24 protein-coding genes and 1 pseudogene are annotated in these 22,586 nt (G+C 70.3%); 11 read left to right on the top strand and 14 right to left on the bottom strand.

The features are described from left to right. Nucleotides 1-253 precede the first annotated feature (253 nt). Nucleotides 254-910 (top strand): Type 1 glutamine amidotransferase-like domain-containing protein, encoded by a 657-nt coding sequence (locus tag FHR37_RS01410; RefSeq protein ID WP_092881364.1) that lies wholly within the window; start codon nt 254-256, stop codon nt 908-910. Between the two features lie 17 nt (nt 911-927). Here the strand turns inward: FHR37_RS01410 and FHR37_RS01405 are convergent, their stop codons facing one another. The 4 genes from FHR37_RS01405 to FHR37_RS01390 form a co-directional block, all read right to left on the bottom strand. Continuing rightward, entirely contained in the window at nt 928-1,527 is a 600-nt protein-coding gene (locus tag FHR37_RS01405; RefSeq protein WP_092881362.1) for a DinB family protein, read from the bottom strand. Nucleotides 1,528-1,923: 396 nt separating this feature from the next. After that, a complete protein-coding gene (locus FHR37_RS01400; protein ID WP_092881360.1) occupies nt 1,924-2,502 on the bottom strand; it encodes an AAA family ATPase in 579 nt (192 codons plus the stop codon). 47 nt (nt 2,503-2,549) lie between these two features. Continuing rightward, nucleotides 2,550-5,123, bottom strand: a complete 2,574-nt coding sequence (locus FHR37_RS01395) for an MMPL family transporter (protein WP_092881358.1) — start codon at nt 5,121-5,123, stop codon at nt 2,550-2,552. Nucleotides 5,124-5,181: 58 nt separating this feature from the next. Further along, the gene (locus FHR37_RS01390; RefSeq protein ID WP_092881356.1) at nt 5,182-5,850 is read right to left on the bottom strand and encodes a TetR/AcrR family transcriptional regulator; all 669 of its coding nucleotides are present in this window, start codon (nt 5,848-5,850) and stop codon (nt 5,182-5,184) included. A 90-nt stretch (nt 5,851-5,940) separates the two neighbouring features. Between FHR37_RS01390 and FHR37_RS01385 the strand changes: the two genes are divergently transcribed. Both FHR37_RS01385 and FHR37_RS01380 read left to right on the top strand, forming a co-directional pair. Beyond that, entirely contained in the window at nt 5,941-6,987 is a 1,047-nt protein-coding gene (locus FHR37_RS01385) for a hypothetical protein (protein WP_092881354.1), read from the top strand. A gap of 55 nt (nt 6,988-7,042) precedes the next feature. Further along, nucleotides 7,043-7,993: a hypothetical protein gene (locus FHR37_RS01380; protein ID WP_092881352.1), complete on the top strand. Its 951-nt coding sequence runs from the start codon at nt 7,043-7,045 to the stop codon at nt 7,991-7,993. Between the two features lie 9 nt (nt 7,994-8,002). Here the strand turns inward: FHR37_RS01380 and FHR37_RS01375 are convergent, their stop codons facing one another. The 4 genes and pseudogenes from FHR37_RS01375 to FHR37_RS01360 all read right to left on the bottom strand — a co-directional run bounded on the left by FHR37_RS01375 (nt 8,003) and on the right by FHR37_RS01360 (nt 10,709). Continuing rightward, a complete protein-coding gene (locus tag FHR37_RS01375) occupies nt 8,003-8,554 on the bottom strand; it encodes a putative immunity protein (RefSeq protein ID WP_092881350.1) in 552 nt (183 codons plus the stop codon). Between the two features lie 2 nt (nt 8,555-8,556). Continuing rightward, the gene (locus tag FHR37_RS01370) at nt 8,557-9,408 is read right to left on the bottom strand and encodes a PHP domain-containing protein (protein ID WP_092881348.1); all 852 of its coding nucleotides are present in this window, start codon (nt 9,406-9,408) and stop codon (nt 8,557-8,559) included. Between the two features lie 454 nt (nt 9,409-9,862). Continuing rightward, a pseudogene (locus FHR37_RS33405) lies at nt 9,863-9,925 on the bottom strand (hypothetical protein); the annotation flags it as partial. A 187-nt stretch (nt 9,926-10,112) separates the two neighbouring features. Beyond that, nucleotides 10,113-10,709, bottom strand: coding sequence for a TIGR03086 family metal-binding protein (locus FHR37_RS01360; RefSeq protein ID WP_092881344.1), 597 nt, complete (start codon nt 10,707-10,709; stop codon nt 10,113-10,115). A gap of 84 nt (nt 10,710-10,793) precedes the next feature. Here FHR37_RS01360 and FHR37_RS01355 point away from each other — a divergent pair, with 84 nt between their 5' ends. Further along, on the top strand, nt 10,794-11,798 hold the full coding sequence (locus FHR37_RS01355) for a fructosamine kinase family protein (protein WP_092881342.1): 1,005 nt from the start codon (nt 10,794-10,796) through the stop codon (nt 11,796-11,798). A gap of 12 nt (nt 11,799-11,810) precedes the next feature. On the opposite strand, the gene FHR37_RS01350 is transcribed toward FHR37_RS01355, so the two are convergent. Further along, a complete protein-coding gene (locus tag FHR37_RS01350; protein ID WP_237768588.1) occupies nt 11,811-12,311 on the bottom strand; it encodes a GyrI-like domain-containing protein in 501 nt (166 codons plus the stop codon). Nucleotides 12,312-12,408: 97 nt separating this feature from the next. Between FHR37_RS01350 and FHR37_RS01345 the strand changes: the two genes are divergently transcribed. Next, a complete protein-coding gene (locus FHR37_RS01345) occupies nt 12,409-12,816 on the top strand; it encodes a VOC family protein (protein ID WP_092881338.1) in 408 nt (135 codons plus the stop codon). 28 nt (nt 12,817-12,844) lie between these two features. On the opposite strand, the gene FHR37_RS01340 is transcribed toward FHR37_RS01345, so the two are convergent. After that, nucleotides 12,845-13,582 carry a CG0192-related protein gene (locus FHR37_RS01340; protein ID WP_092881336.1) on the bottom strand — a complete coding sequence of 246 codons (738 nt, stop codon included), beginning with the start codon at nt 13,580-13,582 and terminating at the stop codon, nt 12,845-12,847. Nucleotides 13,583-13,703: 121 nt separating this feature from the next. On the opposite strand from FHR37_RS01340, the gene FHR37_RS01335 reads away from it, so the two are divergent. Next, nucleotides 13,704-15,113 carry an acyltransferase family protein gene (locus tag FHR37_RS01335; protein ID WP_092881334.1) on the top strand — a complete coding sequence of 470 codons (1,410 nt, stop codon included), beginning with the start codon at nt 13,704-13,706 and terminating at the stop codon, nt 15,111-15,113. Here FHR37_RS01335 and FHR37_RS01330 read toward each other — a convergent pair. Further along, nucleotides 15,104-15,496: an ArsR/SmtB family transcription factor gene (locus tag FHR37_RS01330; protein ID WP_092881332.1), complete on the bottom strand. Its 393-nt coding sequence runs from the start codon at nt 15,494-15,496 to the stop codon at nt 15,104-15,106. The two genes, FHR37_RS01335 and FHR37_RS01330, sit on opposite strands and share 10 nt — an antisense overlap. A gap of 58 nt (nt 15,497-15,554) precedes the next feature. Here FHR37_RS01330 and FHR37_RS01325 point away from each other — a divergent pair, with 58 nt between their 5' ends. After that, nucleotides 15,555-17,663 carry a heavy metal translocating P-type ATPase gene (locus tag FHR37_RS01325; RefSeq protein ID WP_275936392.1) on the top strand — a complete coding sequence of 703 codons (2,109 nt, stop codon included), beginning with the start codon at nt 15,555-15,557 and terminating at the stop codon, nt 17,661-17,663. An 8-nt stretch (nt 17,664-17,671) separates the two neighbouring features. On the opposite strand, the gene FHR37_RS01320 is transcribed toward FHR37_RS01325, so the two are convergent. Both FHR37_RS01320 and FHR37_RS01315 read right to left on the bottom strand, forming a co-directional pair. Next, nucleotides 17,672-18,241, bottom strand: a complete 570-nt coding sequence (locus FHR37_RS01320) for a hemerythrin domain-containing protein (protein ID WP_092881328.1) — start codon at nt 18,239-18,241, stop codon at nt 17,672-17,674. A gap of 124 nt (nt 18,242-18,365) precedes the next feature. Beyond that, nucleotides 18,366-18,704: a hypothetical protein gene (locus FHR37_RS01315; protein ID WP_092881326.1), complete on the bottom strand. Its 339-nt coding sequence runs from the start codon at nt 18,702-18,704 to the stop codon at nt 18,366-18,368. A gap of 302 nt (nt 18,705-19,006) precedes the next feature. Here FHR37_RS01315 and FHR37_RS01310 point away from each other — a divergent pair, with 302 nt between their 5' ends. The 4 genes from FHR37_RS01310 (at nt 19,007) to FHR37_RS01295 (ending at nt 20,927) form a co-directional block, all read left to right on the top strand. After that, nucleotides 19,007-19,246, top strand: a complete 240-nt coding sequence (locus tag FHR37_RS01310; RefSeq protein WP_092881324.1) for a LapA family protein — start codon at nt 19,007-19,009, stop codon at nt 19,244-19,246. A gap of 178 nt (nt 19,247-19,424) precedes the next feature. After that, nucleotides 19,425-19,763, top strand: coding sequence for an SHOCT domain-containing protein (locus FHR37_RS01305; protein WP_092881322.1), 339 nt, complete (start codon nt 19,425-19,427; stop codon nt 19,761-19,763). Between the two features lie 101 nt (nt 19,764-19,864). Then, on the top strand, nt 19,865-20,467 hold the full coding sequence (locus FHR37_RS01300) for a right-handed parallel beta-helix repeat-containing protein (protein WP_092881320.1): 603 nt from the start codon (nt 19,865-19,867) through the stop codon (nt 20,465-20,467). A 76-nt stretch (nt 20,468-20,543) separates the two neighbouring features. Continuing rightward, a complete protein-coding gene (locus tag FHR37_RS01295; protein ID WP_092881318.1) occupies nt 20,544-20,927 on the top strand; it encodes an SHOCT domain-containing protein in 384 nt (127 codons plus the stop codon). Nucleotides 20,928-20,955: 28 nt separating this feature from the next. Here FHR37_RS01295 and FHR37_RS01290 read toward each other — a convergent pair whose 3' ends face one another. After that, nucleotides 20,956-22,530, bottom strand: coding sequence for a N,N-dimethylformamidase beta subunit family domain-containing protein (locus FHR37_RS01290; RefSeq protein WP_237768587.1), 1,575 nt, complete (start codon nt 22,528-22,530; stop codon nt 20,956-20,958). Between the last annotated feature and the right edge of the window lie 56 nt (nt 22,531-22,586).

Genomic DNA, 22,586 nt, shown 5'->3' with positions numbered 1-22,586 from the left:
CGTCTTCAAAGGGCGGCCGGACGCCGCCGCGCGCACGCTTTGGCGCCGAGGACGATCATCGTGTCACCGGGAGGCTCGACCGTCGGTGACCAGGCCTGGTGGTCGCCTACGCCCGAGAGCGCCCCGGCCTTCGTTCTTCGTCAAAGTATCTTCTGGCGGGGTGTCGGATCCGGGTCGAGGCGTTCGTAGGGGAGATGACTGACCGCGCGATGGGTCACGTCGATGATCCTTCGCACTCGAACCAGGAGACATCTTGAAGCTACTCCTCACCTCCGGGGGCATCACGAACCCGAGCATCCGCGATGCGCTGGTCGACCTGTTGGGCAGGCCGATCGCCGAATCCACCGCCCTCTGCATCCCCACAGCGGAGTACGGCCACCCCATGTGTACGCCGGACTCGGCCTGGCGCTTCATCGCCGGCCGGTCCCCGTCGCCCATGTGCGACCTCGGCTGGAAGTCGGTGGGTGTCCTCGAACTCACCGCGCTGCCCAGCATCGGCGAGGAGCGCTGGATCCCGTGGGTCCGGGAGGCCGACGTGCTGCTGGTGGACGGCGGTGACGCGACGTACCTGTGCCACTGGATGCGGCAGTCCGGGCTGGCGGACCTCCTGCCGTCGCTGCCCGAGACGGTCTGGGTGGGGGTGAGCGCCGGCAGCATGGTGATGACTCCCCGGATCGGCACCGATTTCGTGGAGTGGCCGTCCGCGCCGGACGACAGGACGCTGGGGATCGTCGACTTCTCGATCTTCCCGCACCTGGACGTGTTCCCGGACAACACCATGGCCGAGGCCGAGAGATGGGCAGCCGGCATCGGCGGTCCGGCGTACGTCATGGACGACCAGACGGCCATCAAGGTCACCGGCCGCACCATCGAAGTCGTCTCCGAGGGGCAGTGGAAGCAGCTCTCCTGACAGCCGCAGAGGGGACCTCACGAGGGTCGGGTTGTCCCGGCTTCACCTGCGGCGCGGAAGTGGTCGGCGACCGCTTGAGCTTCGCCAAGCTGGTCACGCCAGTACGTCGAATCTGCAGCGACGGATCCGTCGTCCCCGATTCGGCCGTCGATGAGTTCGCGGATGATGTCGGCGTGCCCGGCGTGCTGCGCGGTCTCACCGACCATCCCGACCAGGAGCACTCCGAGCGTCGTCTCGCGGTGACCTTCCGCCCAGTGCGCGACGTGACCGGGACGGTCCAGTTCAAGATCGGCGATCGTGGCGTCGGAGTGAGCACAGGCCTGGCGGTAGGTGCCGGTGATGTAGTCACTCGACTCGTCGGGGGTCGCCCACATGTCGATCTCGGTGTAGGGGTCGTCTCGGAACCAGGACGGTCGTTCGTACGCACACCGTCCGAACGCGTCGCCGAAGTGGCCGTACTCACAACCAGCCAGGTGCTTGACCAGACCGAGCAGGTTCGTGCCCGTCGGGGTCAGCGGGCGACGCCGGTCGTACTCCGACAACCCGTCCAGCTTCGCGAGCATCACTTCACGACGGCGGCGTAGGTCCGCGAGTAGCACCGCTTTGAGATCGGTCATCCCCATCACCTCGCGGCGACCCTACCGAGCAGGACGACGCTCACTCACACACGCTCGCCGACGCCAGTTGTCCTGCGTCGGCCCTGGCCATGGCGCAGCCGCCGGACCTCGGGACTCGCGGCGAAGCGTGAAGACCTGCGGTGGCCGTGCCCACCCTGTGTTTTCACGCTTGCCGAGAGGAGGCCGGCCCGATCCGCGAGCGTGAAGACTGGCGGTGGCCCTGACGACCCGGAGCTTTCTCACTGAGCGAGGTAGTCCGCCGACTCGGCCACGGCGATTCTTCCGCGGAAGAATCGTCGTCCACCCCCGGGGTAGTCCAGGGCTGCGCCCACCAGTTCGCGCCGCCGAGACCTCGGCGATGGAGGAACGACCGCCATTGCTCACCGAGCGATGCCGTCATGACGTCGATTCCCCTAGGAGAATCTCCTCCACGAGCGCGTCAGGATCCCGATCCTCGGTGAAGAGGACGCGGTCGGCCAGCCGTCGGTTCTGGTCGTCGGTGACCCAGTGCTCGATGAAGTCGACGCCGTCGTGGATCCAGGTGTGGCCACGTTGTCGACACCGTTCCCACAATGTACGTACGGATGTCATCGTGTCCGCCGAGGGCAGTAGCAGAACGACGTTCGAAAAGGGGCTGAGGGCGCTCACGACACGTTCATGCAGTCGGCGGTCGAGGAACGAGGTGTGTCCGGCACCGAGATCGAAGATGCAGTCGTGGTGGTCACGAACCACGGATTCGACCGCGAATGCCAGGGCCGGCTCAAAATGGCGGTAGGCAGCGACGAACGAGTCGGCCATCAGTGCGTTGTACGTGTCCGCGTCCCAGCCAGGAGCGATGCGGTAGTAGTCGTTGGCGATGGAGTCGAGCTGGACGTGCTCAACCCCGAGCCGCTCGGCAAGTCGTGCACCAAGGGTTGTTTTCCCCGCACAGACAGGGCCGATGAGGACATACTCCGGGCGACGCGGCTCGACCATGGCCGGTGATCTTAGTGCACGGGATCGATCCTAGGGTCGCCTCGGCGTCACGTGCTCGTGTTCGTCGGGGCCGGCGCCGGGACGACGTCGGCCGGGTGGTGTGAGACCGGGTGCGTGCGTTCGAGCTTCGCACCCTCGACGTCGACGTCGGGCAGGATGCGGTCCAGCCAGCGCGGGATCCACCAGGCCTTGTCACCGATGAGATGCATGGCGGCGGGGATGATCAGCATCCTTACCACGAAGGCATCCAGGAGGACGCCGAACGCGAGACCGAAGCCGATCGGCTTGATGGTGGTGTCGTGGGAGAAGATGAAGCCCGCGAACACCGAGATCATGATGATGGCCGCCGCGGTGACCACGCTGCGCCCGGCGTGCAGGCCGCGTCGTACGGCAACCTTGGCCGGGGCGCCGTGGGCGTAGGCCTCCCGCATCCCGGACACGAGGAAGAGCTGGTAGTCCATCGCCAGGCCGAACAGGATGCCGGTCTGGATGATGGGCAGGAAGCTCAGGATCGGACCTGGCGAGTGGACGCCGAACAGGCTGGAAACCCAGCCCAGCTGGAAGATCGCGGTGATTCCGCCGAAGGCGCCCAGCAGCGAGAGAACGAATCCGATCGTCGCGGTCAGGGGAACGAGCAGCGAGCGGAAGACCAGGATGAGGATCAGGAACGACAGCCCGACCACCAGCACGAGGTAGACCGGCAGGGCGTCGGAGAGCTTCTGCGACACGTCGATGTTGGCGCTGGCGTTCCCGGCGACCCCGAGCGTGGCGCTGCCGCCCTGAGCGGTGTCCGGTCGAAGCTCTCGCAGTCCCTGCACCAGGTCGGCGGTGGACTCGCTGTTGGGCCCGCCGGTGGGGATGACCTGGAAGGCGAGTTCGGTGCCGTCGTCGGACACACCGATCGGCACGACCGCCCGCACGTCGCCCTTGTCTTGGATGGCCTTCCCGACCGTGGCCTGTTCGGCCGTCCGGGTCGTCTCGTCGACAGCGTGGGGAAGGTTGGCCACGACGAGCAGAGGGCCATTGAAGCCGTCGCCGAACTTCTTCGCCTGGACCTCGTACGCCTGGTACGCCTGGGAGTCCTCGGGCTGGCTGGCCCCGTCCGGAAGCCCGAGCCGCATCTGCAGGGCGGGTAGCGCGACGACGGCCAGGGCACCGATGCCGATCACCACTGCGAGGATCGCACGACGAGTGCTCATCGGCCGGTCCGCGCCGGAGTGGGTGCCGTCGGCGCGGCGATGTCTGGGTCCCTTCGCGTCGACGTTCGGGTTCCGCCGGCTCGTCGACGCCGCGCCCGGCCGGAGTGCGGCGCGTTCCCTCTTACGCAGCACGCGCATGCCGACCAGGGAGAGTACGGCGGGGGTGAAGGTCGTGGCGACGAGGATGGCGACGAGCACCGCACCGGCGCCGACGGTGCCCATCAACCCCAGGAACGGGATGCCGGTGATGTTCAGCGCCAGCAGGGCCACGACGACAGTGGCGCCGGCGAAGACGACGGCGTTGCCGGAGGTGCCGTTGGCCAGGCCGATGGACTCGTGCAGGTCCATGCCCTGCCGGAGCTGGTTGCGATGCCGGTTGAGGATGAACAGGGAGTAGTCGATGCCGACCGCGAGTCCGAGCATCACGCCCAGCACGGGGGTGACGGACTGGAAGTCGACCAGCCCGGAGAACGACATCGCGGCGAGGGTGGCGACCCCCACCCCGAGGATCGCGCTGGCCAGTGGCAGCACGGCACCGATGGCGGTACCCAGCATGAGGACCAGCACGATCGCGGCGACGATGACGCCGGCAACCTCCCCGGGCCCGAGCACGGAGGGCACGGCCTGGGAAATGTCCTGTGACAGCAGGGCCTTGGTGCCCGTGATGCCGGCGGCGTCGACGAGGTCCTCGATCTCCGTCTTGACCTCGGCCGGCACCTCGGTGGTGGGTTGCTCGAAGCTCACGGTCCCGACCGCGGCAGCACGATCCTTGGAGACGAACCGGAATCCCGAGGAGAGTTCCGCGACCTGGGTCGCGGACTGCAGCCCCGCGGCCTGCCCGTCGAGCTTGGCGCTCTGCTGCTGGAGCTGCCGCTTGTTCTGGTCGAGCTTCTCCTGCTCGGCGGCCAGCCGCTGCTTCACCTTGTCCGGCGTTCCCTTGCCCGCTGCCTGCTCACGCTGCGCGTCAAGCTGCCGTTGCGCCGCCTTCAGCTGCTCCAGGCCCTTGGCGAGCGCGTCCTTTCCCTGCGTGAGTTTCCGGGTGCCGGTGGCGAGTTCGGCCTTGCCGCTGTCGAGCTGCGCCTGGGTGTCGAAGGGATTGGTGACGCCTCGCACCCCGTCGACGCGGGAGATCCGCTCGAGGAGGCCGGCGATGCCGTTTCGCTGTTCCCGGCTGAACGCCCTGCCGTCGACGGTCGTGAACGCCACGCTTCCGGAGCCTCCACTTGCACCCTTGAAGTCGCGGGCGAGCTGGTCGGTGACCTTGCCGGTCGGCGTACCCGGAATGGAGATGGCCGAGGAGATGGTGCCCGAGAACGCCGCGAACGTCCCGAGTCCGAGCAGCATCACGGCCGCCCAGATTCCGACCACGCTCCAGTGGCACCGCGCGGCGAATCGCCCTACGCGATAGAGGAGCTCAGCCATGGCGCTGCTTTCGGTTCCTTTCGATGGAGCATGTACGCGGGCCGGCTTCGGGCGGGGGTCACCGAGGGCCGCGCTGAATCGAGTCCCGGTATCCACCGGCGAGCTGGTCGGTCAGGCGCGTCATGTAACCGCGCCACGCCCGCCGGGACGCCGGCGTCACCTTGGCCGCGTACTCCTGGACCCATCGGCGGGCGATGACGCCGATGCCGTTCATGAGGAACGCCACCGTCAGGCCCAGCACCACCGCGTCGATGTCGGGGACATGGGCCTGCACCTGCGAGACGAGCCGCTGACCGACGTGGTCCAGGGCGGCCTGGGAAATCGCCTGCCCGCGCGGTTGTTCGTCGTGGTCCTCGCCGACGATGCCGACGATGGTGGTCATCGCGGTCGGCAGGTCCGTGTCGCGCAACGCCGCGCACAGCCCGTCGAGGGCGGCGACGTGCCGGGCCGAGTCCACGGGCAGGCTCGCGAGGTTCGCGTCGATGGCGCGCAGCAACTGGTCGGCGACCTGGGCAAGCACCTGCTCACACACGGCCACGAGCAGGCCCTCGAACGTCGGGAAGTGGTTGAAGACGGTGCGCCGCGACACTCCGGCCGAGGCCGCGACCTCATCGACGGTGAATCCGCCGGGACCGCTCGTCATCGCCAGCTCTCGGGTCGAGGCGAGGATCGCGTCGCGGCGCTGCTCTCGCAGGACGCTGCGTCCGTCCACCCTGGTCCCGGTCATGGCGCCACGGTAATCATCAACTTGCACTTGGTGCAAATTGATCAGAGCGCGGGGCCAATTCGATGGTGCGAAGCGCCCGGGCAGGCGACCATGGTCCACGTGCTGAAGGACCAGCGGCTCCCCCCACAGGGCGGGCTCCCGCCGGCCGAAGGGGCCGGCGGCGCCGTCGTGGAGATCGCCTGCGACGAGTCCGGGTTCTCCGGCACCAACCTGCTGGACACGGTCACCCCGCTGTTCACCCACGCCAGCGTCGACCTGAGCGTCGGCGAGGCGGGCGATCTCCTTGGCGTACTGCGATCCGGATCCAGATGGTCACTCAACGAGTTCAAGTCCGGGAGGTTCCTGCGCAGCCCTCGTTCGGGTGAGGCGCTGGAGTGGTTGCTGACGGAGCTGAGCGGCCGGGCGCACGTCCTCCTGGTCGACAAGGAGTACTTCCTCGTCACCCGCATCGTCGACCTGTTCCTGGTCGAGCCCACCTACGCGGCGGGTACGCGGCTGAGCCAGGCGCACCGCCCGGCCGCCCTCGCCCTCTACCGGGCGGGACGGCGGGGCGGTCGCGACTGGGGCAACTTCCTCGCCGCCTTCGTCAGGCTCGTCCGTACGAAAAGACGGCACCAACCGGATCGCGGCGCCCTGGAACGCTTCTTCTCCGCGCGCGACTCACTCGCCGCAGCCGGGCTCGGCGCGCAGGCCGATGCGGTTCTCGACGGGCTCACCCGTACGCGGGTGGAGGAGATCCTGGCCCGGCTGGCCCGCGACGACCGCTCGATCCCACCGCCGCTGGAGCCGATGCTGCCGGCGCTGGCCGAGACGGTGCTTTTCTGGAGCGGCGGCCGGCGGCGGGTGCTGGTGATCCACGACGAGCAGAGTGCCCTGACGGCGGGCCGATTGCGGCGTCTGCAGCTGATGCTCGCGTACGGCGGCGATCACCCGGCAGACGACGACGAGGAAGCCGTGGCACTGTCGGCCAGGACTTCACCGCTGGCCGGTCTGGTGAGCGTGGACTCCCGGGACGACCCGCGGGTTCAGGTGGCCGACCTGCTGGCCGGGATCGCGCGGCGGACACCGGACGTCGGCGACGGCGGCCTGCTCCGGCCGTTCCTCTCCCCCACCTCACTGCGAGATGTCGGGGACTGACGACCGTCTCGATTCCGGCAGGACGACGTCCGGGACCGGCACTACTTTGTCCGGCATGAACGAGAGAACTCCGCCGATCGACTGGCTGCTCGACTCCGACCCCGCGATCCGCTGGCAGGTCATGCGGGATCTCACGGATGCGCCTGACGGCGCCGTGGCCGCGGAACGTGCCCGGGTGGCGAGCGAGGGCTGGGGCGCCCAACTGCTGGCCGCCCGCGACCCGGACGGCCAGTGGATGGGCGGCGCATGCTTCCCTGGTCGTGGCGGCCCGCCGGCGGAAGGCAGCCAACCGTGGACATCGACACTGCCGGCCATGATGGAGCTGTACGACTTCGGCCTGGACCCGACCACCGAGGCCGCCCGCGAAATGACCTCGCAGGTCGCCGCGAACTGCCGCTGGGAGTACGACGGCGCGCCGTTCTTCGACGGCGAGGTGGAGCCCTGCATCAACGGCCGCACGGTCACCCTCGGCGCCTACTTCGGCGCCGACGTGAGCAAGGTCGTCGCGCGCCTGCTGGCAGACCAGCTCGCCGACGGCGGATGGAATTGCTGGACCGAGAACGGCGCCACGGTCTCGTCGTTCCACTCCACGATCTGCGTGCTCGAGGGACTGCTGGAGTACGAACGAGCGCGCGGCGGTACGCCGGAGACGAGGGCCGCGCGCCGCGGCGGTGAGGAGTACCTGCTCGACCGCTCGCTGTTCCGCCGTAGGAGCACGGGCGAGGTGGCCGACGATGCCTGGCTGACGTTCTCGTTCCCGACCAGGTGGCACTACGACGTCCTGCGCGGGCTGGAATACTTCCGCGCGGCCGGCGTCAGGGATCCGCGGCTCGGTGAGGCGATCGAGGTCGTACGGTCCAAGCGCCGGGACGACGGCACCTGGCTGCTGGAGAACACCCACCCCGGGGCGGTGCACTTCCGGTTCGAGGGCGGCGACGGCCGGCCGAGCAGATGGAACACGCTGCGGGCGTCCCGAGTGCTCGACTGGTGGGACCGGCGCGGCTGAGGTGCGGCGTCAACCGTGGCTTGCGCGGAGTTCCGCATCCAGCTCACGGATCAGCTCACCGACCCGGCCGCCGCCTCGCGGAGCAGGCGGATAACGCCGCAGTACGTCCACCACGGCGGGGCTTGCGAGAGACCGAGCCTGTGCGAGGTGGTCGGCTCCGACAGCGGGAGCGTCTCCGGCCGACAGCTCGAACGCGCGAGCGGCATGGGCGGCGGATCCGAGAATGTGCTTGATCTGCGTGGCCTTCGCCAACGGGTGGAGGTACGCCGCACCTGCCGCGGCGAGCGCCGCGCGTGCGGCTTCACTCGCCGCGGCCTGTCCCGCGTCCCGCGCCTCCGTGGCCGCACGCTGGGCCGCCCAGGCGTTGTCACGCAGCACCTTGGTGCGTTCGGCCCCGTCCGCGAACGCCTGTGCCGCCTCGATCGCATCACGAGGTCGTTGGTCATCCGGTCGTGCAGGTTCGAAGATCGCCAACGCGGGCAGTGCGCACGCCGCCGCGTAACCGGCGACCTCCCGAAGCTCGGCCAGGCTGAGCTCGATCCTCGCGGACTCCTCCGCCATGGTCACCGGGTCCAGAAGTCCGCCGGCCGGCGGCCCGGGCGGAAGCCGAAGTGCTCGACCATGGCCATGGCCTCGGGGAAGTTGTTCGCGAGTGCGCGGGGCTCGTGTGCGTCACTGCCGAAGGTGATTGCCTGTCCGCCCTCCTCACTCCACCACTGCGGAATCCACGGACGCAGCGGGCCACCGACGTTCATCTCCAGCGCACGCCCGCTGTCGGCCAGCGCCCGCATCGCCTGCCGGAAGCCGTCCTCGAACCGCCTCGGGTCGAACGGTCCCGCCTCCTGCACAGGCCAGTAGCGAACGGCGTAGTCGATGTGGGTGAGCACCTCGAACGTGTCCGAACCGCCGACCATGCGAGGCACCTCGGCGACGTACTCCCAAATCACCTTGTCCGCCGGCCACCTGCGATACAGGGTGGACGGCTCGTGCCGATGGCCGTCGACGACCAGCGTGTGCAAGGAGCCGTTGACACGATCCAGCTTCGACACGTCCAGCACCCGCGCGGCCGCCTCCTCGTCCAGGTGCGGTTGCCCGAACTCCACCCCGGTGAGGATCTGCAGGCCGGGAAATCCGTTCCGGCAGCGCTCGACGGACTCGAGGTAGCCGTCGACGTCCAGTGGCGGAGGGACCAGCATCCCGTCCGGATCGATGAGTTTCCGCACGTGGTCGACCTCGTCCCCGGGGTCGGCCACCCAGCCCACGAAGTCCAGGTGCTCGGTGAACACGACCGCCGGAAGCCCTATCTGCACTGCCCGTTGACAGGTCCGCTCCATGGTCCCGGCCGCCGCCGAGTCCGGACCGCCGGTGTCCCAGGAGTACTCGCTGTGCACGTGCGTGTCCGCCGGAAGCGCCATGGTCAACTATTGCACGGCCTGCCGAGGCTGGTTTCGAGCAGCGGCAGGCCGTGGCGTACGCGGATGGTGTGCGGCTATACGGGCGGCGACGGCCTGGCTCGGCGCCTGCGGAGCCGGAGCAAGACCGTTCCGGCGATGAAGAGGAGGGCGACCGCGGCGAGTCCGCCAGACACCGACAGGGCCATCGGGAGTGGCGTGCCGAACGATGCCGGGAGCCCCACATCCCGTTCTTGTCCGGGAAGGTGAGCGTCCCGCCGACCGAATGCTTGACGGTGCCGCTGGAGAGTCCGGAGGGGCTGGTCCCGCCGTTCAGGCCGAAGGTGGAGACCGAGCCGAAGCTTCCGGTGCCGGTGCCCAGCCGAAGTGTCACGGTGCTGCTGGTGAAGTTCGACGTCGCGAGGTCGAGGTTGCCGTCCCGGTTGAAGTCCCGGACCACCACGCCCTGCGGACCGGTGCCCATCGTGAAGTTGGTCGCCGTGCCGAAGCTTCCGGTGCCGGTGCCGAGAAGGACCGACACCGAGTCAGAGCCGAAGTTGCCGACCACCTGATCGAGTCCGCGGTCACCAGGTCGAGGGCGCCGTCACCGTCGAAGTCACCGTCGGCGACAAACTGGGGCTCGCTGCCGGCGGTCGGATAGAACTCCCCTGTTACGGAACTGCATCACGCAATTGCCGCATGTTACCCGCGCGGGTCGCGGTAGGGCGTCAGCGAAACGCCACGCTGCGGCCGAGTAGTGCGGCGAGTCTGTCGATCGCCGGGGCATCCTCGGCGACCGGTTGCGAGGCGCCGAACGGCCCACCCGGCCCGGTCCTGGCCCTGCCGACGTTCGCCTTCGTGAACGCCAGTTCCTGCTCGGCCAGAGCTTCGGGGAAGTCCGCCGACAGCTCCGTCGCCCGGGCGAGATCCCAGCCGTGGACCAGGAGTTCGGTGGTCCGCAGATGCACGAGAACGACACCGGGGACCTGCCCCACGGGCGACGGGTGGACGCGTTCGAGCACTCCTGGCTGTTCGAACGCCTTGATCAGGTCACCGACGGACTGCTGCGCGGCGGCAAGCGGGTCGTCGCCGAGCCGGTCCACCTGGCCGAGCCGGGCGCGTTCCTCCGGCGGCGGAAGCTCCGCACCTCCGAGGACCGCCGCGGTGAGGACGTTGCCGGCGACGAGGTGGTTGAGCAGTGCACGGACGTTCCAGTCCGCGCACGGGGTCGGAGCCTCCCACTGGTCCGCACCGATGCCGGCCACGATCCGGCCGGTCACCTCGCCCGCGGTTCGCAGGGACCCAAGATCTGCCGCCGGGTTCATCCGCGGCTCCTTCCGACGAGGATCGACGATCTGCCCGACAACCTAGGCCAATCCCCGGGAGACGGCGGCAGTACGCTCCGGTCGATGGCCACGACACATCCGCTCACCGCTCCCCCGATGCTGCGCGCGGTCGAGGCCGCGGCGTCCGCCCATCTCGGCCGGGCCTGGACCGCGACCGGCTTCGCCGACCTCGACGACCGCGCGTCCCACCCGTGCGGAATCGTCCGGGGCGAGCCGTTCTCGGTGTTCGTCAAGCTGGACCTGACAGTCGGAGGCAGCGAGCAGTTCACCGCGGAGCTGAGGGGTCTGGAGCTGCTGCGACGGCGTGCCGGAGTGGCCACTCCGATCCCGGTCGCTGCCGGGCAAGTACGCGTTGACACCGGCTCGCTGCTGTTACTGGAGGCGATTCCGGAGGTGCTCCCGGACGCGCGCTCGACCGAGCAGTGGCGCTCGATCGGCCGGGCACTCGCGACAGTGCACCAGGTGCACGGGCAGCGGTTCGGTCTGGACGAGTTCGACGGGTTCTTCGGGCCGCTGCGGCAGGACAACCGTCCGGTCGGCTCCAGATCGGACACCGAATCCGGCACTGAATCCGGCACCGGCTCCTGGTCGGACTTCTACGCCGAACGCCGGGTGCTCCCCCGGCTGCGGCAGGCGGTCGACAGCGGGCACCTTCCGCCGGAACTTGCCCGGGACGTCGAACGCCTCGTCGGCCGGTTCCCCGCGCTGTGCGGGCCCGAACCCAAGCCCACGCTGACGCACGGCGACGCCCAGCAGAACAACTTCCTGACGCCGGTCACCGGGGCCGGCGCCGGTGCCGAGGCCGTGGCGGGGGCCGTGCTGCTCGATCCCGCGCCGTCGTTCGGGCACCCGGAGGTCGACCTCGCGCTGGTCGACTACTTCGCGCCGGTCCCGGAGGCGGTCTTCGACGGCTACCGCGAGATCACCCCGATCGATCCCGGCTTCGCGCGGCGACGCGAACTGTGGCGGGTCTTCGGCTATCTCGCCGTGATCACCGTGGACGGGAGCTCGGCGTTCGGGCGTCCCTTCGTGGACCGACTGGCCGCGGCCGTACGCCTGTATCGATAGCCGCACGCTGCTTCAGTCGGCGAGCTTGAACACCAGGTCGGTCTCCCACCTGTTCAGGTCCGGCTCCTCGTCCGGGTCCGTCAGGTAGAACTCGACGCGAGCGGCCCAGCGCTCGCCGGCCGGACTGTCGGCGACGTCCCAGCGAAGGCCCTCGCCGTCGGCCCAGCTGAGCAGCGCCCCGGTGGCGTCGACCAGTTCGTCGGGATGGCCGGCATGCCGCAGCGTGGCGTACCGGCCGGCCGGAAGAACCCCGGAGCGGACCCGGTCGTCACCGGCGACCCTCTCCGCCACGGGCACGCCGACCTCGATCTCCAGGTCGCCGTCCATGTCGATGACGTTGTACTTCCACAGCGGCGCGCCGGCGGGCGCGATGTCGCGCGCCTCGAGCCAGCCGAACACCTCGCCGTTCAGCGGGGGCAGGGTGGCCGCCATCCGGGTCATCGGGACCGACGCCGTGATCGCGACGTAGGGCTGCGCGGGACGTTCGACGATCCTGGGCTCGCTGATCCTCACGGTCGGGCCTCCTCTGCCGAAATCCCCTGAGATCGGAAGCAAACCAGACCGTCGGTCATCGGGTCTACGCTGCGGGCACACTCTCTTTGGAGGCCCCATGACGTCGCAGACTTCCGGCCCCGTCATCTCGCTCATGCTGGCCGTGCCCGACGCTCCCGACGCCGCACGGTGGTACGCCCGGGCCGTCGGTGCCCGGGAGCTGTGGAACCTCGGCTCGGTCATCGGCCTGGAGGTCGAGGGCGCCCCGATCTTCCTCGGCGAGCCGGAGAAGAACGGCTGGGCGACTCCGGGCGAGACCGGCACGACGACGGTCCGGGTGGAGATCTTCGTGGACGACCCGGACGGCTTCGTCGCTCGGGCCGTCGCCGCGGGGGCGGACAACGACGATCCCGTACGCGACCACGAGATGCCGTGGGGCCCGCACCGTCAGGGTGGGTTCTTCGACCCGTACGGGCATCGGTGGCTGGTCGGCGACCGCTCTCCGCTCGGGCCGCACCCGACCTGAGCGGGGCGGTTTCCGAATGCAGAGAACGTCAGGTTCGCCGCGCCGTCGCCAACCGCACCGGCCGGGTCTGGTCCGTCCACGCGCCGAGCAGCGCGCCGCCCCGGTCGGTGCCGTCACCTTCACCGGTGGCGCCCTCGGCGCTGCCGGTGTCGTCGGTGTCGCCGGCCGGAAGCTCCACCAGGCGGACGATCGTGAGCTCCAGCCCAGCGGCTCGTACGACCGTGCGCCCGCCCTCGGTGGAGTCGCCCAGGTCCTCGACCGCCTCCGGAACCCCCACCGCGTTCAGGTCCTTCGCCGCTTCGACGTCCGTGACCGCCATGCCGCGGGCGCCGGTCCCCACGACCGAGACGGTGGGCGTACGCCGCTGCGGGCCGTCGGCGCCCTTGCCCTCGAGGAGTTCCTCCGCCTGCACCGCGTGCCCGAGAATCACCGCGGCCAGGGCGGACAGGTAGACAGGATCACCGCACCCGTCGTACACCCACCGCTGCCCAAGGACCGAGTGCTCCATCGTGCCCACCAGGAACGGCTCGCCACCCGCGAGCGGCGCCCCTCGGTAGGTCAGCGGGACCTGCACCACCTGACCGCCGGCGGTGCGGACCAGGAGCGTCTCGATGCCCACCTCGCCGCGCGGGTCGTCGAAGCGGTACGCCCCCACGGAGGCCGGCGCAGCCCCCGGGTCACCGGCGTACCAGGACTGCTTCGGGAGCCACTCGCCGAGGAGTTCCAGCTTGGTCGGACGGATCTCGGCCCGGTGGATGACGGCCACGACGGCTCCTTCTGTCAGGTCTTCCGGCGTACGCGAAAGGTCCGATACGTACCCAAGTCTGCTCCAGCCGCGGCTCCCGCCACCGGGCAGACCCTCGCGCAGTCACCCTAGGCTCGAAGCTGTGACCAGGTTGCGCGAGCTCGCCGACGAGACGCCGGCGTCGCGCGAGCGGTACGTGGATCTGCTGCGGGCGCTCGCGATCACGGCGGTCGTCCTCGGGCACTGGCTGCTCAGCGCCATCACCTACGACGCCCACGGGCGGCTCACCGGCCGCTCCGCACTGGACTCGATGCCCTGGGCGTACCCGCTCACGTGGGTGGCTCAGGTTATGCCGATCTTCTTCGTGGTCGGCGGGTACGCCAACGCCGCTTCCCTGCAGACACATCGCCGCCAGGGCGAGAACGCCACCGACTGGTTGCTCGGCCGCACCGGCCGGCTGGTCGGGCCGACCACCGGGTTGCTCGTGACGCTCGCCGTGGTCGGCCTGGCGGCGAACCTGGCCGGGGTCCGATGGCTGGGGCTCTCGCCCGGACTGGTCCGCTTCGGGGTGTGGGTGGCATCGATCCCACTCTGGTTCCTCACCGCGTACCTGCTGGTGGTCCTGCTGGCGCCGGTGATGTACCGCCTGCACCGGCGGTACGGTCTCCGGGTCGTTCTCGTGCTGGTGGTGCTGGTCGCCCTCGGCGACGTGGCGCGACTGGAGCTCTCGGAGTGGATGGCCGCCGGCAACTTCCTCTTCGGCTGGCTGGTGATCCACCAGCTGGGCTTCTTCTGGCGGGACGGGCAGTTGCCCGACACGCCGCGCGTCTGGATTCCCCTGCTGGCAGGCGGTTTCGGCATGCTGGCGCTGCTGACCCTCGTCGGCCCCTACGCGGTCAGCATGATCGACGTGACCGGACAGCAACCGCACAACGCGTCTCCGCCCACGCTCGCCCTGCTCGCCGCCGCGACCATGCAACTCGGCCTGGTCCTCATGCTGCGCAGACCCGCCGAACGCTGGTTGCACCGGCCGAACCCGTGGCTCGCGGTGGTGGCGGTGAACTCCGTGGTGCTGACGATCTTCCTGTGGCACATGAGCGCGGTGGTGCTGCTCGTCGGCGTACTCGCCGCCGCGCACCTGCTGCCCACTCCGGCTGTGGTCACCGCCTCGTGGTGGCTGTGGCGGCTGCCGTGGCTGGTGATGCTGTCCGCGTCGCTGGCCCTGCTGGTCGCGGTCTTCGGCCGGCTGGAGACCCGGCCGCGTCCCCGTCCCACCGAGGTCCCGCGCGGGCTGCCGGACGGTTTCGTTCGTACGGTGAGTCGCCCCGCACCACGCCTCGTCCTCGCCGTCATCGCGTTCCTGTCGGTCATGGCCGGCCTACTCGCCAACAGCCTCGCGCCGAGCACCGGCTCCTACCTGCTCGGCATGCCCGGCGGCGGGTTCGTCTGCTACCTGCTCGGCGCGGGCACGTTGTGGGTGCTCCGCTCGATCCCGAACCCGACCACGACCCCGACCGAAGGACGCGAGAACGCGGACCCCGGTCAGGCGTGAGAGGTCTCGCCGGCGTGGCGGTGACCCGCGCCACGCTCTGCGGTGCCGCTGCCGCCGGACAGGTCGCGGTCGAGATGGTCGGCGTGGAAGAGGCCCTGGGTGAGCAGCCGGCGTACGTGCTCGTCGGCGGCGGTGTAGTAGACGAAGGTGCCTTCGCGGCGCCCCCGCACCAGTCCGGCGAGGCGGAGCTTGGCCAGGTGCTGGCTGACCGCGGTCGGGGTGGCGTCGGCGAGTTCGGCGAGGCAGGCGACCGACGACTCGCCCTGCAGGAGCGCCCAGAGGATCCGGATCCGGGTCGGATCGGACAGCAGCCGGAACGACTCCGCGGCCAGGTGGACCTGCTCGTCGTTGGGCATGTCGAAGTCCGGCAGCGACTCGTGCATGCCGCCAGCCTAACCCCGTACCTGCATACCTGCGTGCATGCGCAGGTATGCTGCCGCGGTGACCGTCGACCTGAGCTCCTCCCCCGCCGGCTCCCCCGCCGACTCCTCAGCGGCACCCGACCCCACCGGCGCCGCGGAGACCCGGCCGGACCGCCGGCCGTCCCGCTGGTGGCACGGCACCTGGTCGCTGCCGGAGGTGCGCTGGGCGGTGATCGCGACCGCGCTCTTCGCCGTGGGTGGGATCTGCCAGCTGGCGGGCGCGCCGAGCTGGCTGTGGTGGAGCCTCTACCTCGTCTGCTACGCAGCCGGTGGCTGGGAGCCGGGCCTGGCAGGACTCCGCGCGCTGCGGGAGAAGACCCTGGACGTCGACCTGCTGATGGTCGCCGCGGCGATCGGCGCCGCCTCCATCGGCCAGGTCTTCGACGGCGCGCTGCTGATCGTCATCTTCGCCACCTCCGGAGCGCTGGAGGCGGTGGCCACCAAACGCACCGAGGACTCGGTACGCGGGCTGCTGGACCTCACCCCCGAAACCGCCACCCGGCTGAAGGTTGCCGAGGAGGGGCGAGAAGACGAGGTGGCCGGCGGCGACGCGTTCGACGGCGCCCGCGAGGAGCAGGTCGAGGCGGCCACCCTGGAGGTGGGCGACGTGATCCTCGTCCGTCCCGGCGAGCGGATCGGCGCGGACGGCCAGGTCGTCGTGGGTGCGAGCGCGGTCGACCAGGCGAGCATCACCGGCGAGAGCATCCCGGTGGACAAGGGCCCAGGAGACGAGGTGTTCGCCGGTACGTCGAACGGCACCGGCGCCCTGCGCGTCCGCGTGAGCCGGCAGGCGGCGGAGACCGTGATCGCGCGCATCGTCGCCATGGTCGAGCAGGCCAGTGCCACCAAGGCGCGCACCCAGCTGTTCATCGAGAAGGTCGAGCAGCGCTACTCCGTCGCGATGGTCGCCGCCACGGTGGCGCTGTTCGCACTGCCGCTGCTGTGGGGCGTCGCCCTGCAGGACAGCCTGTTGCGCGCGATGACGTTCATGATCGTCGCCTCGCCCTGCGCTGTCGTGCTGGCCACGATGCCGCCGCTGCTGGCCGCCATCGCTACCGCCGGACGGCACGGCGTGCTGGTGAAGTCGGCGGTGGCGATGGAACAGCTCGGAACGGTCACCCGGGTGGCGTTCGACAAGACCGGAACGCTGACCGAGGGACGTCCGCACCTGACCGGCGTACGAGTCCTGCCCGGTGGTGAGCTCACCGAGGAACGCCTGCTGGCGTTGGCGGCCACCGCCGAGCAGTACTCCGAACACCCACTGGGCACGGCCGTCGTACGGGCCGCCCGCACGGCCGGCCTGCCGTTCGGGCAGCTGGCGGACTTCACCTCCGAACCCGGCCGCGGCGTGCGGGCGCGGGTGGACGAGACGACGGTCGAGGTGTGCAGTCCCGCCCACCTCACGGCGGCCGGCGAGCGGTCCGGCCACGCCGACCTGCACGCCGTCGTGACCGAGCTCCAGGACGCGGGACACACCGCGGTGGTCGTACGCCTGAACGACGTGCCTGCCGGCGTACTCGCCCTGGCGGATCGGATGCGCCCCGGCGCGGCCGAGGCAGTCGCCCACCTCACCGAGCTGACCGGGGCCGCGCCGGTGTTGCTGACCGGCGACAACGCCCGGGCAGCTCACCGGCTGGCCGGCGAGGTGGGGATCACCGACGTCCGCGCGGACCTGCTCCCGGCCGACAAGGTGGCGGCGGTACGCGAACTCCAGGCCGACGGCACCGGCGGCACCGGTGGCTCCGGCACCAAGGTCGGCCTGGTCGGCGACGGCGTGAACGACGCACCCGCGCTGGCGACCGCGCACACCGGCATCGCCATGGGGCGCACCGGATCGGACCTCGCCCTGGACACCGCCGACGCGGTGGTGACCCGCGACGAACTCGCCGGCGTTCCCGCCGTGATCGCGTTGGCGCGGCGGGCCCGCCGGCTGGTGGTCGCCAACCTCGTCATCGCCGCGTCGTTCATCGCCGTCCTGGTGGCCTGGGACCTGCTGGGCGACCTGCCGCTGCCGCTCGGCGTCGCGGGCCACGAGGGGTCGACGGTGATCGTCGGCCTCAACGGCCTCCGCCTGTTGCGCGGCGCCGCCTGGCAGCGGGCGCTGCGCGGCGGCACCGGGACGGGGTGAACGAGCGGTCAGCCCTTGTTGGCGCGGCCCCAGTCGCGCACCGCGTCCCGCATCCGGTCGAACATCGCGACCGGCGGGCCGAGCAGCATGTTCCCCACCGCGGACTCACCGGCCGAGGGGTGCGGACGGGTCGGCGCGATCGCCTCGGCGGCCCGCACCGCTCCGGCCATCTTGCGCAGCTCGTCCTCCGACAGCACCTTGCGGAGCTGGGAGAACTCCTCGCGCTCCTCGTGGTCGGCGTGCGCGGTCACCGCCTCGGCCAGCTCGGCCAGCTTCTCGTCGAAGTCCGGGTGGTCCACACCCATGTCGTAGAGGGCGGCGAGCTCCTGCTTCGCCTCCGACTCCTCCTTCAGCCGGCCCGCGACGACCTTCTCACCCGACGGGATCTTCTCCCGGGAGGCCGGGTGGACGATCTCCTCCTCGGCGGTCTCGTGCACCGCGAGCAGCCGTACCAGGTCGTTGAACAGCTCCTCCTTGCGCTTGCCACGGGCGTTCTGCACCTTCGCGAAGAGATCCCGGATCTGCTCGTGCTGCTCCAGCAGCAGGTCGACGACGTTCTGTTGCCTGGTGTCGGTCATGGCGTTCGTCCTCATTCGGATTCGGGTCGGGCACGGTTTCTTGCGTATGTGTGGGAGTGCGTACCACCGGCACTTCAGGTCAAACCGAAGTCGCGGGTGTCCTTGGCCGCGGGTGTCCTTGGCCTCAGGCGACCCACACCAGGTCGGCCGGCCACGGGAACGCTTCCGGACACCGGCCGGTTCCGCGTTTCCGCCACGCCTGCCAACTGCGTTCGGGTACGACCTCCACGACGGGAACGCCCTCCGGGTCGACCAGGACGTCCGAGGCCGCCCGGTGACCATGCGTGTAGTGGGCGGTCTCGTTCTCCTCGTCCACGTCGATCAGGACGACCCGCCGACCGGCCAGATGCGGCTCGGTGGCTGCCGGGCGCGGCCCGTCCGGGCCAGGCACCTGGCCCTCGGGTCTGTCGGAAGCCGGCTCCGCGGCCGGCTCCGGATGGTTGGTGGCGGTCAGGTCTGCCACAGCCGATTCCCCCGTACAACTCGACTCAGCGGCTGCTGCTCAACCGATCTGGCACGTACCCACACCAAACGGGACCATTCGCGCGGACCCGGCGCGGGCGCGGCTCGTCGCCGCTCGATCTCGGCACCCTCGGGCCGACCGGACCTCGGCCGCGACCCAGGGGTGCACACAATTGGTCACACCTACCCGGGTCAGTCGTCTCCACACCCCTCGGGCGGTTGCCATCCGCTGATCTCCTGTCCTTTCGGGCAAGTGCGCGCAGGCTGGAGGTAGGCGTTCAACCGCTGTGGTTGGGGGGTCTCGTGAACAGTACACAGCCAGGTGAGGAACGACAGGGATTCTGGACACGGCCGGGCGTCCGGCGGGCGGCGAGGTTCGCCGTCGTCGCGGTGATCGCACTGGTCTTCATCTTCGAGAACACCGCCACGACGACGGTTCGGCTGCTGGTGCCTGAGGTGTCGATGCCGCTGTGGGGCGCCCTCCTCATCGCCTGGGCGCTCGGCCTGCTGGCGGGGACGATCAGCGTCCGCCGCCGTCGCTGAGCTTCCGGCCCGCCGATGGTCCGCTCGCCGGGGCTCGCGGCGCCGGGGTGGGGTCGTTCGGCAGCTGCCGTCCGACCTGCGGCTCTGCCTGCCGGTGCTCGGCCGCGCCACGATGGGCCTACCGGATCGACTCGTCGCCGGTGCGCGGTCGACGGTCGGTCCGTGATCGGAGACGACGATGTTCTGGTACGGCGGTGGCATGGGCTGGTGGGGCTACGTGCTCATGACGGTCAGCATGATCGTGTTCTGGGGTCTGGTGATCGCCGGTGTGGTGGCACTGGTCCGGTACGCCGGCCACGGCCCGCAGACCGGCCCGGGCGGTGAACGGCCGCATATTCCCGCTCAGGCGCAAGCGCCGGACACGCACGCGCCGCCGCCGGCCGCCCGGGCGACCATGCAGCCGACCCCGGACGACGTTCTGGCGGAGCGCTTCGCCCGCGGCGAGATCGACGAGGACGACTACCGCCATCGGCTGGACGTCCTGCACGCGACGGGTTCCGGCTCCACCAGGCGATGAGCGCTGAGGGCTGAGGGCTGTCCTGGTAGGCACCGGCATCGCCGCGGCGGCGGCCGGAGTGCTGCCCGCCGGACCGGCGTCGGCGGCACCGCCACACTCGCGTGGACCGGGCGGGCACCCACGGGATCGAGATCGCGGCCAGCCGGCAGGTGGTCGTCGACGACTGCACCGTGACCGGCGCCCGCGACCACGGGATCTACCTCGGCTGGCTCGGCAGCATCGCGTGCGCGCCGCAGTACGTCCGCGTCCGCGGCAACCAGGTGACCACCACATCGGAAGGCGCCGGAGTGGCGGTCATCGGCGGCGACCACGTGAGCGTCACCGGCAACACGGTGTCCCGCAGCTACCTCGCCGGCGTCTACGTCTACTCCCGCTGCGGCAACTTCCCGCCCGGCCGGGTGGAGGTCACCGGCAACGTGCTCACCGACACCAACGTCGGCCGGCTCTCCCACACCCCTGGGGCTATCGCGGTGCACAGCCTGCAGCGCGGGCGCACCAGTGCGGACATTCTCCTTGCCGGTAACGCGATCCGGCGCACGCCGTACGCCGGGATCTGGGTCGGCGGACCGACACCGATCGGGACGAAGCTCGCCGACCTGGCCCGGCTGGAAGTACGCGGCAACACGGTCACCGAAGCGAGCGGCTCGCCGGTGGACATCTCCGCCGAGCAGCGCGCGCACATCGACCAGCTGGTGATCTCCTGAGCTGACCTGCGGGAGAGCCACGCACGCCTACCCTGGAAGGAGCCGTGCGTGCACGGGTCTCGTTCGGGGGAACGTCATGGATTACCCACTTCTCAACGCATTCCTCACCATGCTGTGGCTGTTCCTGTGGATCCTGTGGATCTTCCTGCTGGTGAAGGTGATCAGCGACATCTTCCGCAGCCACGACATGGGCGGCTGGGCCAAGGCGGGCTGGACGCTGTTCGTCATCATCCTGCCGTTCCTGGGCGTCTTCGTGTATCTCATCGCGCGCGGCCGGTCGATGAACGAGCGGGAGCTGGCGCGCGCCCAGCAGCAGGAACAGGCCGTCCAGGAGTACGTCCGGACGACGGCGCGGGTGCCCAGCCAGGCCGACGAGCTGAGCAAGCTCGCCCAGCTGCGCGACCACGGCGACATCTCCGAGGCGGAGTTCCAGGCGGCCAAGTCGAAGATCCTCACCTGACCGAGCGGCGAGGCGGCCGGCTCGCAGGTCAGTCCGACGTGCCTGCCTGCCGGCCACCCCCGTGCGTGTACCGGTCGGCGTTGTCGTGCGCGGGGTGGCGTCGCCCGGCCGGTCCCGCGGCGAACGCCCTGAGCAGGTTGGCCGTGACACCTTCGACGAACCGCCAGGTGCGGGCGTCGAAGTGCTTGGAGTGAGCCAGGGCAGGGACCCACCTCATGGTGCCGGTGTCGAACACTCCCGCCCCCGAGTCGGTGGTGTAGTAGGCGGAGTTGGCCCAGGTACTTCTCTCCGTGCCGCACCGGACCGGCGAGTTGGACAGGACCTCGATCGGACGTGGGGTCGGATAGCTCAGGTCCAGGCGGTCGGACTCCACGCCCACCAGGTGGGGAAAGCTCGAGCCCTTGCGCACTCCGGTCCCGGCGAACAACCAGTTCCCCGGGTCGACCACCACGAAGGCCGCGTCAGCCGGGAAACAGTCGTAGGCCAGGCCGGTGAGTTCGCTCTCCGGCCGTGCGTTCGGTGGCTGCCGCCAGTCCTGCGTCGTGTCCGCCGGATCCCGCTTGCGCATCGGGTCCTCCGAGACGGACTTGTAGCAGACCACCAGCCGGTTCGAACCGTGCGGCGTGTTCGCGAACCGGATGTGCCGGTAGACCGCGTTCGCGCCGAGGAACGCGAGGTTCGTGCCCGCGTCGCGCGCCCGGATCGCGTGGTCCCGCATGGCCTTCGACCAGTACTCGTCGTGGCCCAGGCTGATCACCGCGCGTGCGCCGGTGAGGAGTCTCGGCTCCGTCGCGAGCTCCACGTCGGTGATGTAGGCGAGCGGAAGCCTCATCCGCTCCGCGAACACGACCGCGGCCCGCTCGCTGGTCGTGAACCGCGAGATGCCGGCGTCGTCGTAGGGCCGGTCGAAACTCACCGCCCGCGAGCGGTCCGCGAACCCGGTCGGCCCGCGGTAGAGGTCGTACCCGCCCCACAGGTTGTAGGCCTGCCAGGTGGTGACGGCGTTGACGAGGACCACCTTGCCGGAGGTGTCGGTGGAGCGGACCGTGACGGGGACGTAGCGCTCGTACCCGGCGGTCGAGATCAGCTTGACCAGGTAGTCGCCCTCCGGCCATCCGGTCGTCCGGACCGTCATGGACGGCTTCCACGCCGCGGCGGTCACGGTGTTGAGCGGCCGCGTCACGACCGGCTTCGGCTGCCGGCGCCCAGGCATCGCCGGCGACCGCCACACCTCCCGGCCCCCGGTGCCGCCGTACCATCCGATCCGGTACGCCACCGCCCGGTAGCCGTCGGCCGTCGTGGAGACGAACAGGCGGAAGGGCTCACCGGACCGAACCGCCACCCGGTCGGCGTATCCCTCGATCGCCGCGTTCGGGCTCTTCCGGCCAAGCTTCCATCGCGTGGTCCCGGGCAGGGAGTTCTCGACCTCGACCGCGGGACGAACGGGGCTGGGCCTGGCCGCCGGCGCATCCCGGAGAGACGACGGCGACGCCTTCGGGCCGACCGGGATGCCGACCGGCCCCGAGCACCCCGCCGTCACCAGGGCCAGCGCCGCCACCAGCCGGGCACCCGCGCCTCCTGCCCGTCGAGACCACACAACCACGCCGCCTCCACCCACGAGTCACGAACCGACGATCACTCATCGCTCGATACCCGCTC

Source organism: Actinopolymorpha cephalotaxi (genome assembly GCF_013408535.1).
In the GTDB taxonomy this organism is placed as follows: Bacteria; Actinomycetota; Actinomycetes; order Propionibacteriales; family Actinopolymorphaceae; genus Actinopolymorpha; species Actinopolymorpha cephalotaxi.
This window is presented reverse-complemented; position numbering and strand designations above follow the sequence as displayed.

Bases quoted from the DNA above. Each gene is read 5' to 3' on its own strand.
- FHR37_RS01405 (WP_092881362.1), bottom strand. From the start codon at position 1,527: ATGACCGATCTCAAAGCGGTGCTACTCGCGGACCTACGCCGCCGTCGT.
- FHR37_RS01400 (WP_092881360.1), bottom strand. From the start codon at position 2,502: ATGGTCGAGCCGCGTCGCCCGGAGTATGTCCTCATCGGCCCTGTCTGT.
- FHR37_RS01395 (WP_092881358.1), bottom strand. From the start codon at position 5,123: ATGGCTGAGCTCCTCTATCGCGTAGGGCGATTCGCCGCGCGGTGCCAC.
- FHR37_RS01390 (WP_092881356.1), bottom strand. From the start codon at position 5,850: ATGACCGGGACCAGGGTGGACGGACGCAGCGTCCTGCGAGAGCAGCGC.
- FHR37_RS01385 (WP_092881354.1), top strand. From the start codon at position 5,941: ATGGTCCACGTGCTGAAGGACCAGCGGCTCCCCCCACAGGGCGGGCTC.
- FHR37_RS01380 (WP_092881352.1), top strand. From the start codon at position 7,043: ATGAACGAGAGAACTCCGCCGATCGACTGGCTGCTCGACTCCGACCCC.
- FHR37_RS01375 (WP_092881350.1), bottom strand. From the start codon at position 8,554: ATGGCGGAGGAGTCCGCGAGGATCGAGCTCAGCCTGGCCGAGCTTCGG.
- FHR37_RS01370 (WP_092881348.1), bottom strand. From the start codon at position 9,408: ATGGCGCTTCCGGCGGACACGCACGTGCACAGCGAGTACTCCTGGGAC.
- FHR37_RS01360 (WP_092881344.1), bottom strand. From the start codon at position 10,709: ATGAACCCGGCGGCAGATCTTGGGTCCCTGCGAACCGCGGGCGAGGTG.
- FHR37_RS01355 (WP_092881342.1), top strand. From the start codon at position 10,794: ATGGCCACGACACATCCGCTCACCGCTCCCCCGATGCTGCGCGCGGTC.
- FHR37_RS01345 (WP_092881338.1), top strand. From the start codon at position 12,409: ATGACGTCGCAGACTTCCGGCCCCGTCATCTCGCTCATGCTGGCCGTG.
- FHR37_RS01330 (WP_092881332.1), bottom strand. From the start codon at position 15,496: ATGCACGAGTCGCTGCCGGACTTCGACATGCCCAACGACGAGCAGGTC.
- FHR37_RS01320 (WP_092881328.1), bottom strand. From the start codon at position 18,241: ATGACCGACACCAGGCAACAGAACGTCGTCGACCTGCTGCTGGAGCAG.
- FHR37_RS01305 (WP_092881322.1), top strand. From the start codon at position 19,425: ATGTTCTGGTACGGCGGTGGCATGGGCTGGTGGGGCTACGTGCTCATG.
- FHR37_RS01295 (WP_092881318.1), top strand. From the start codon at position 20,544: ATGGATTACCCACTTCTCAACGCATTCCTCACCATGCTGTGGCTGTTC.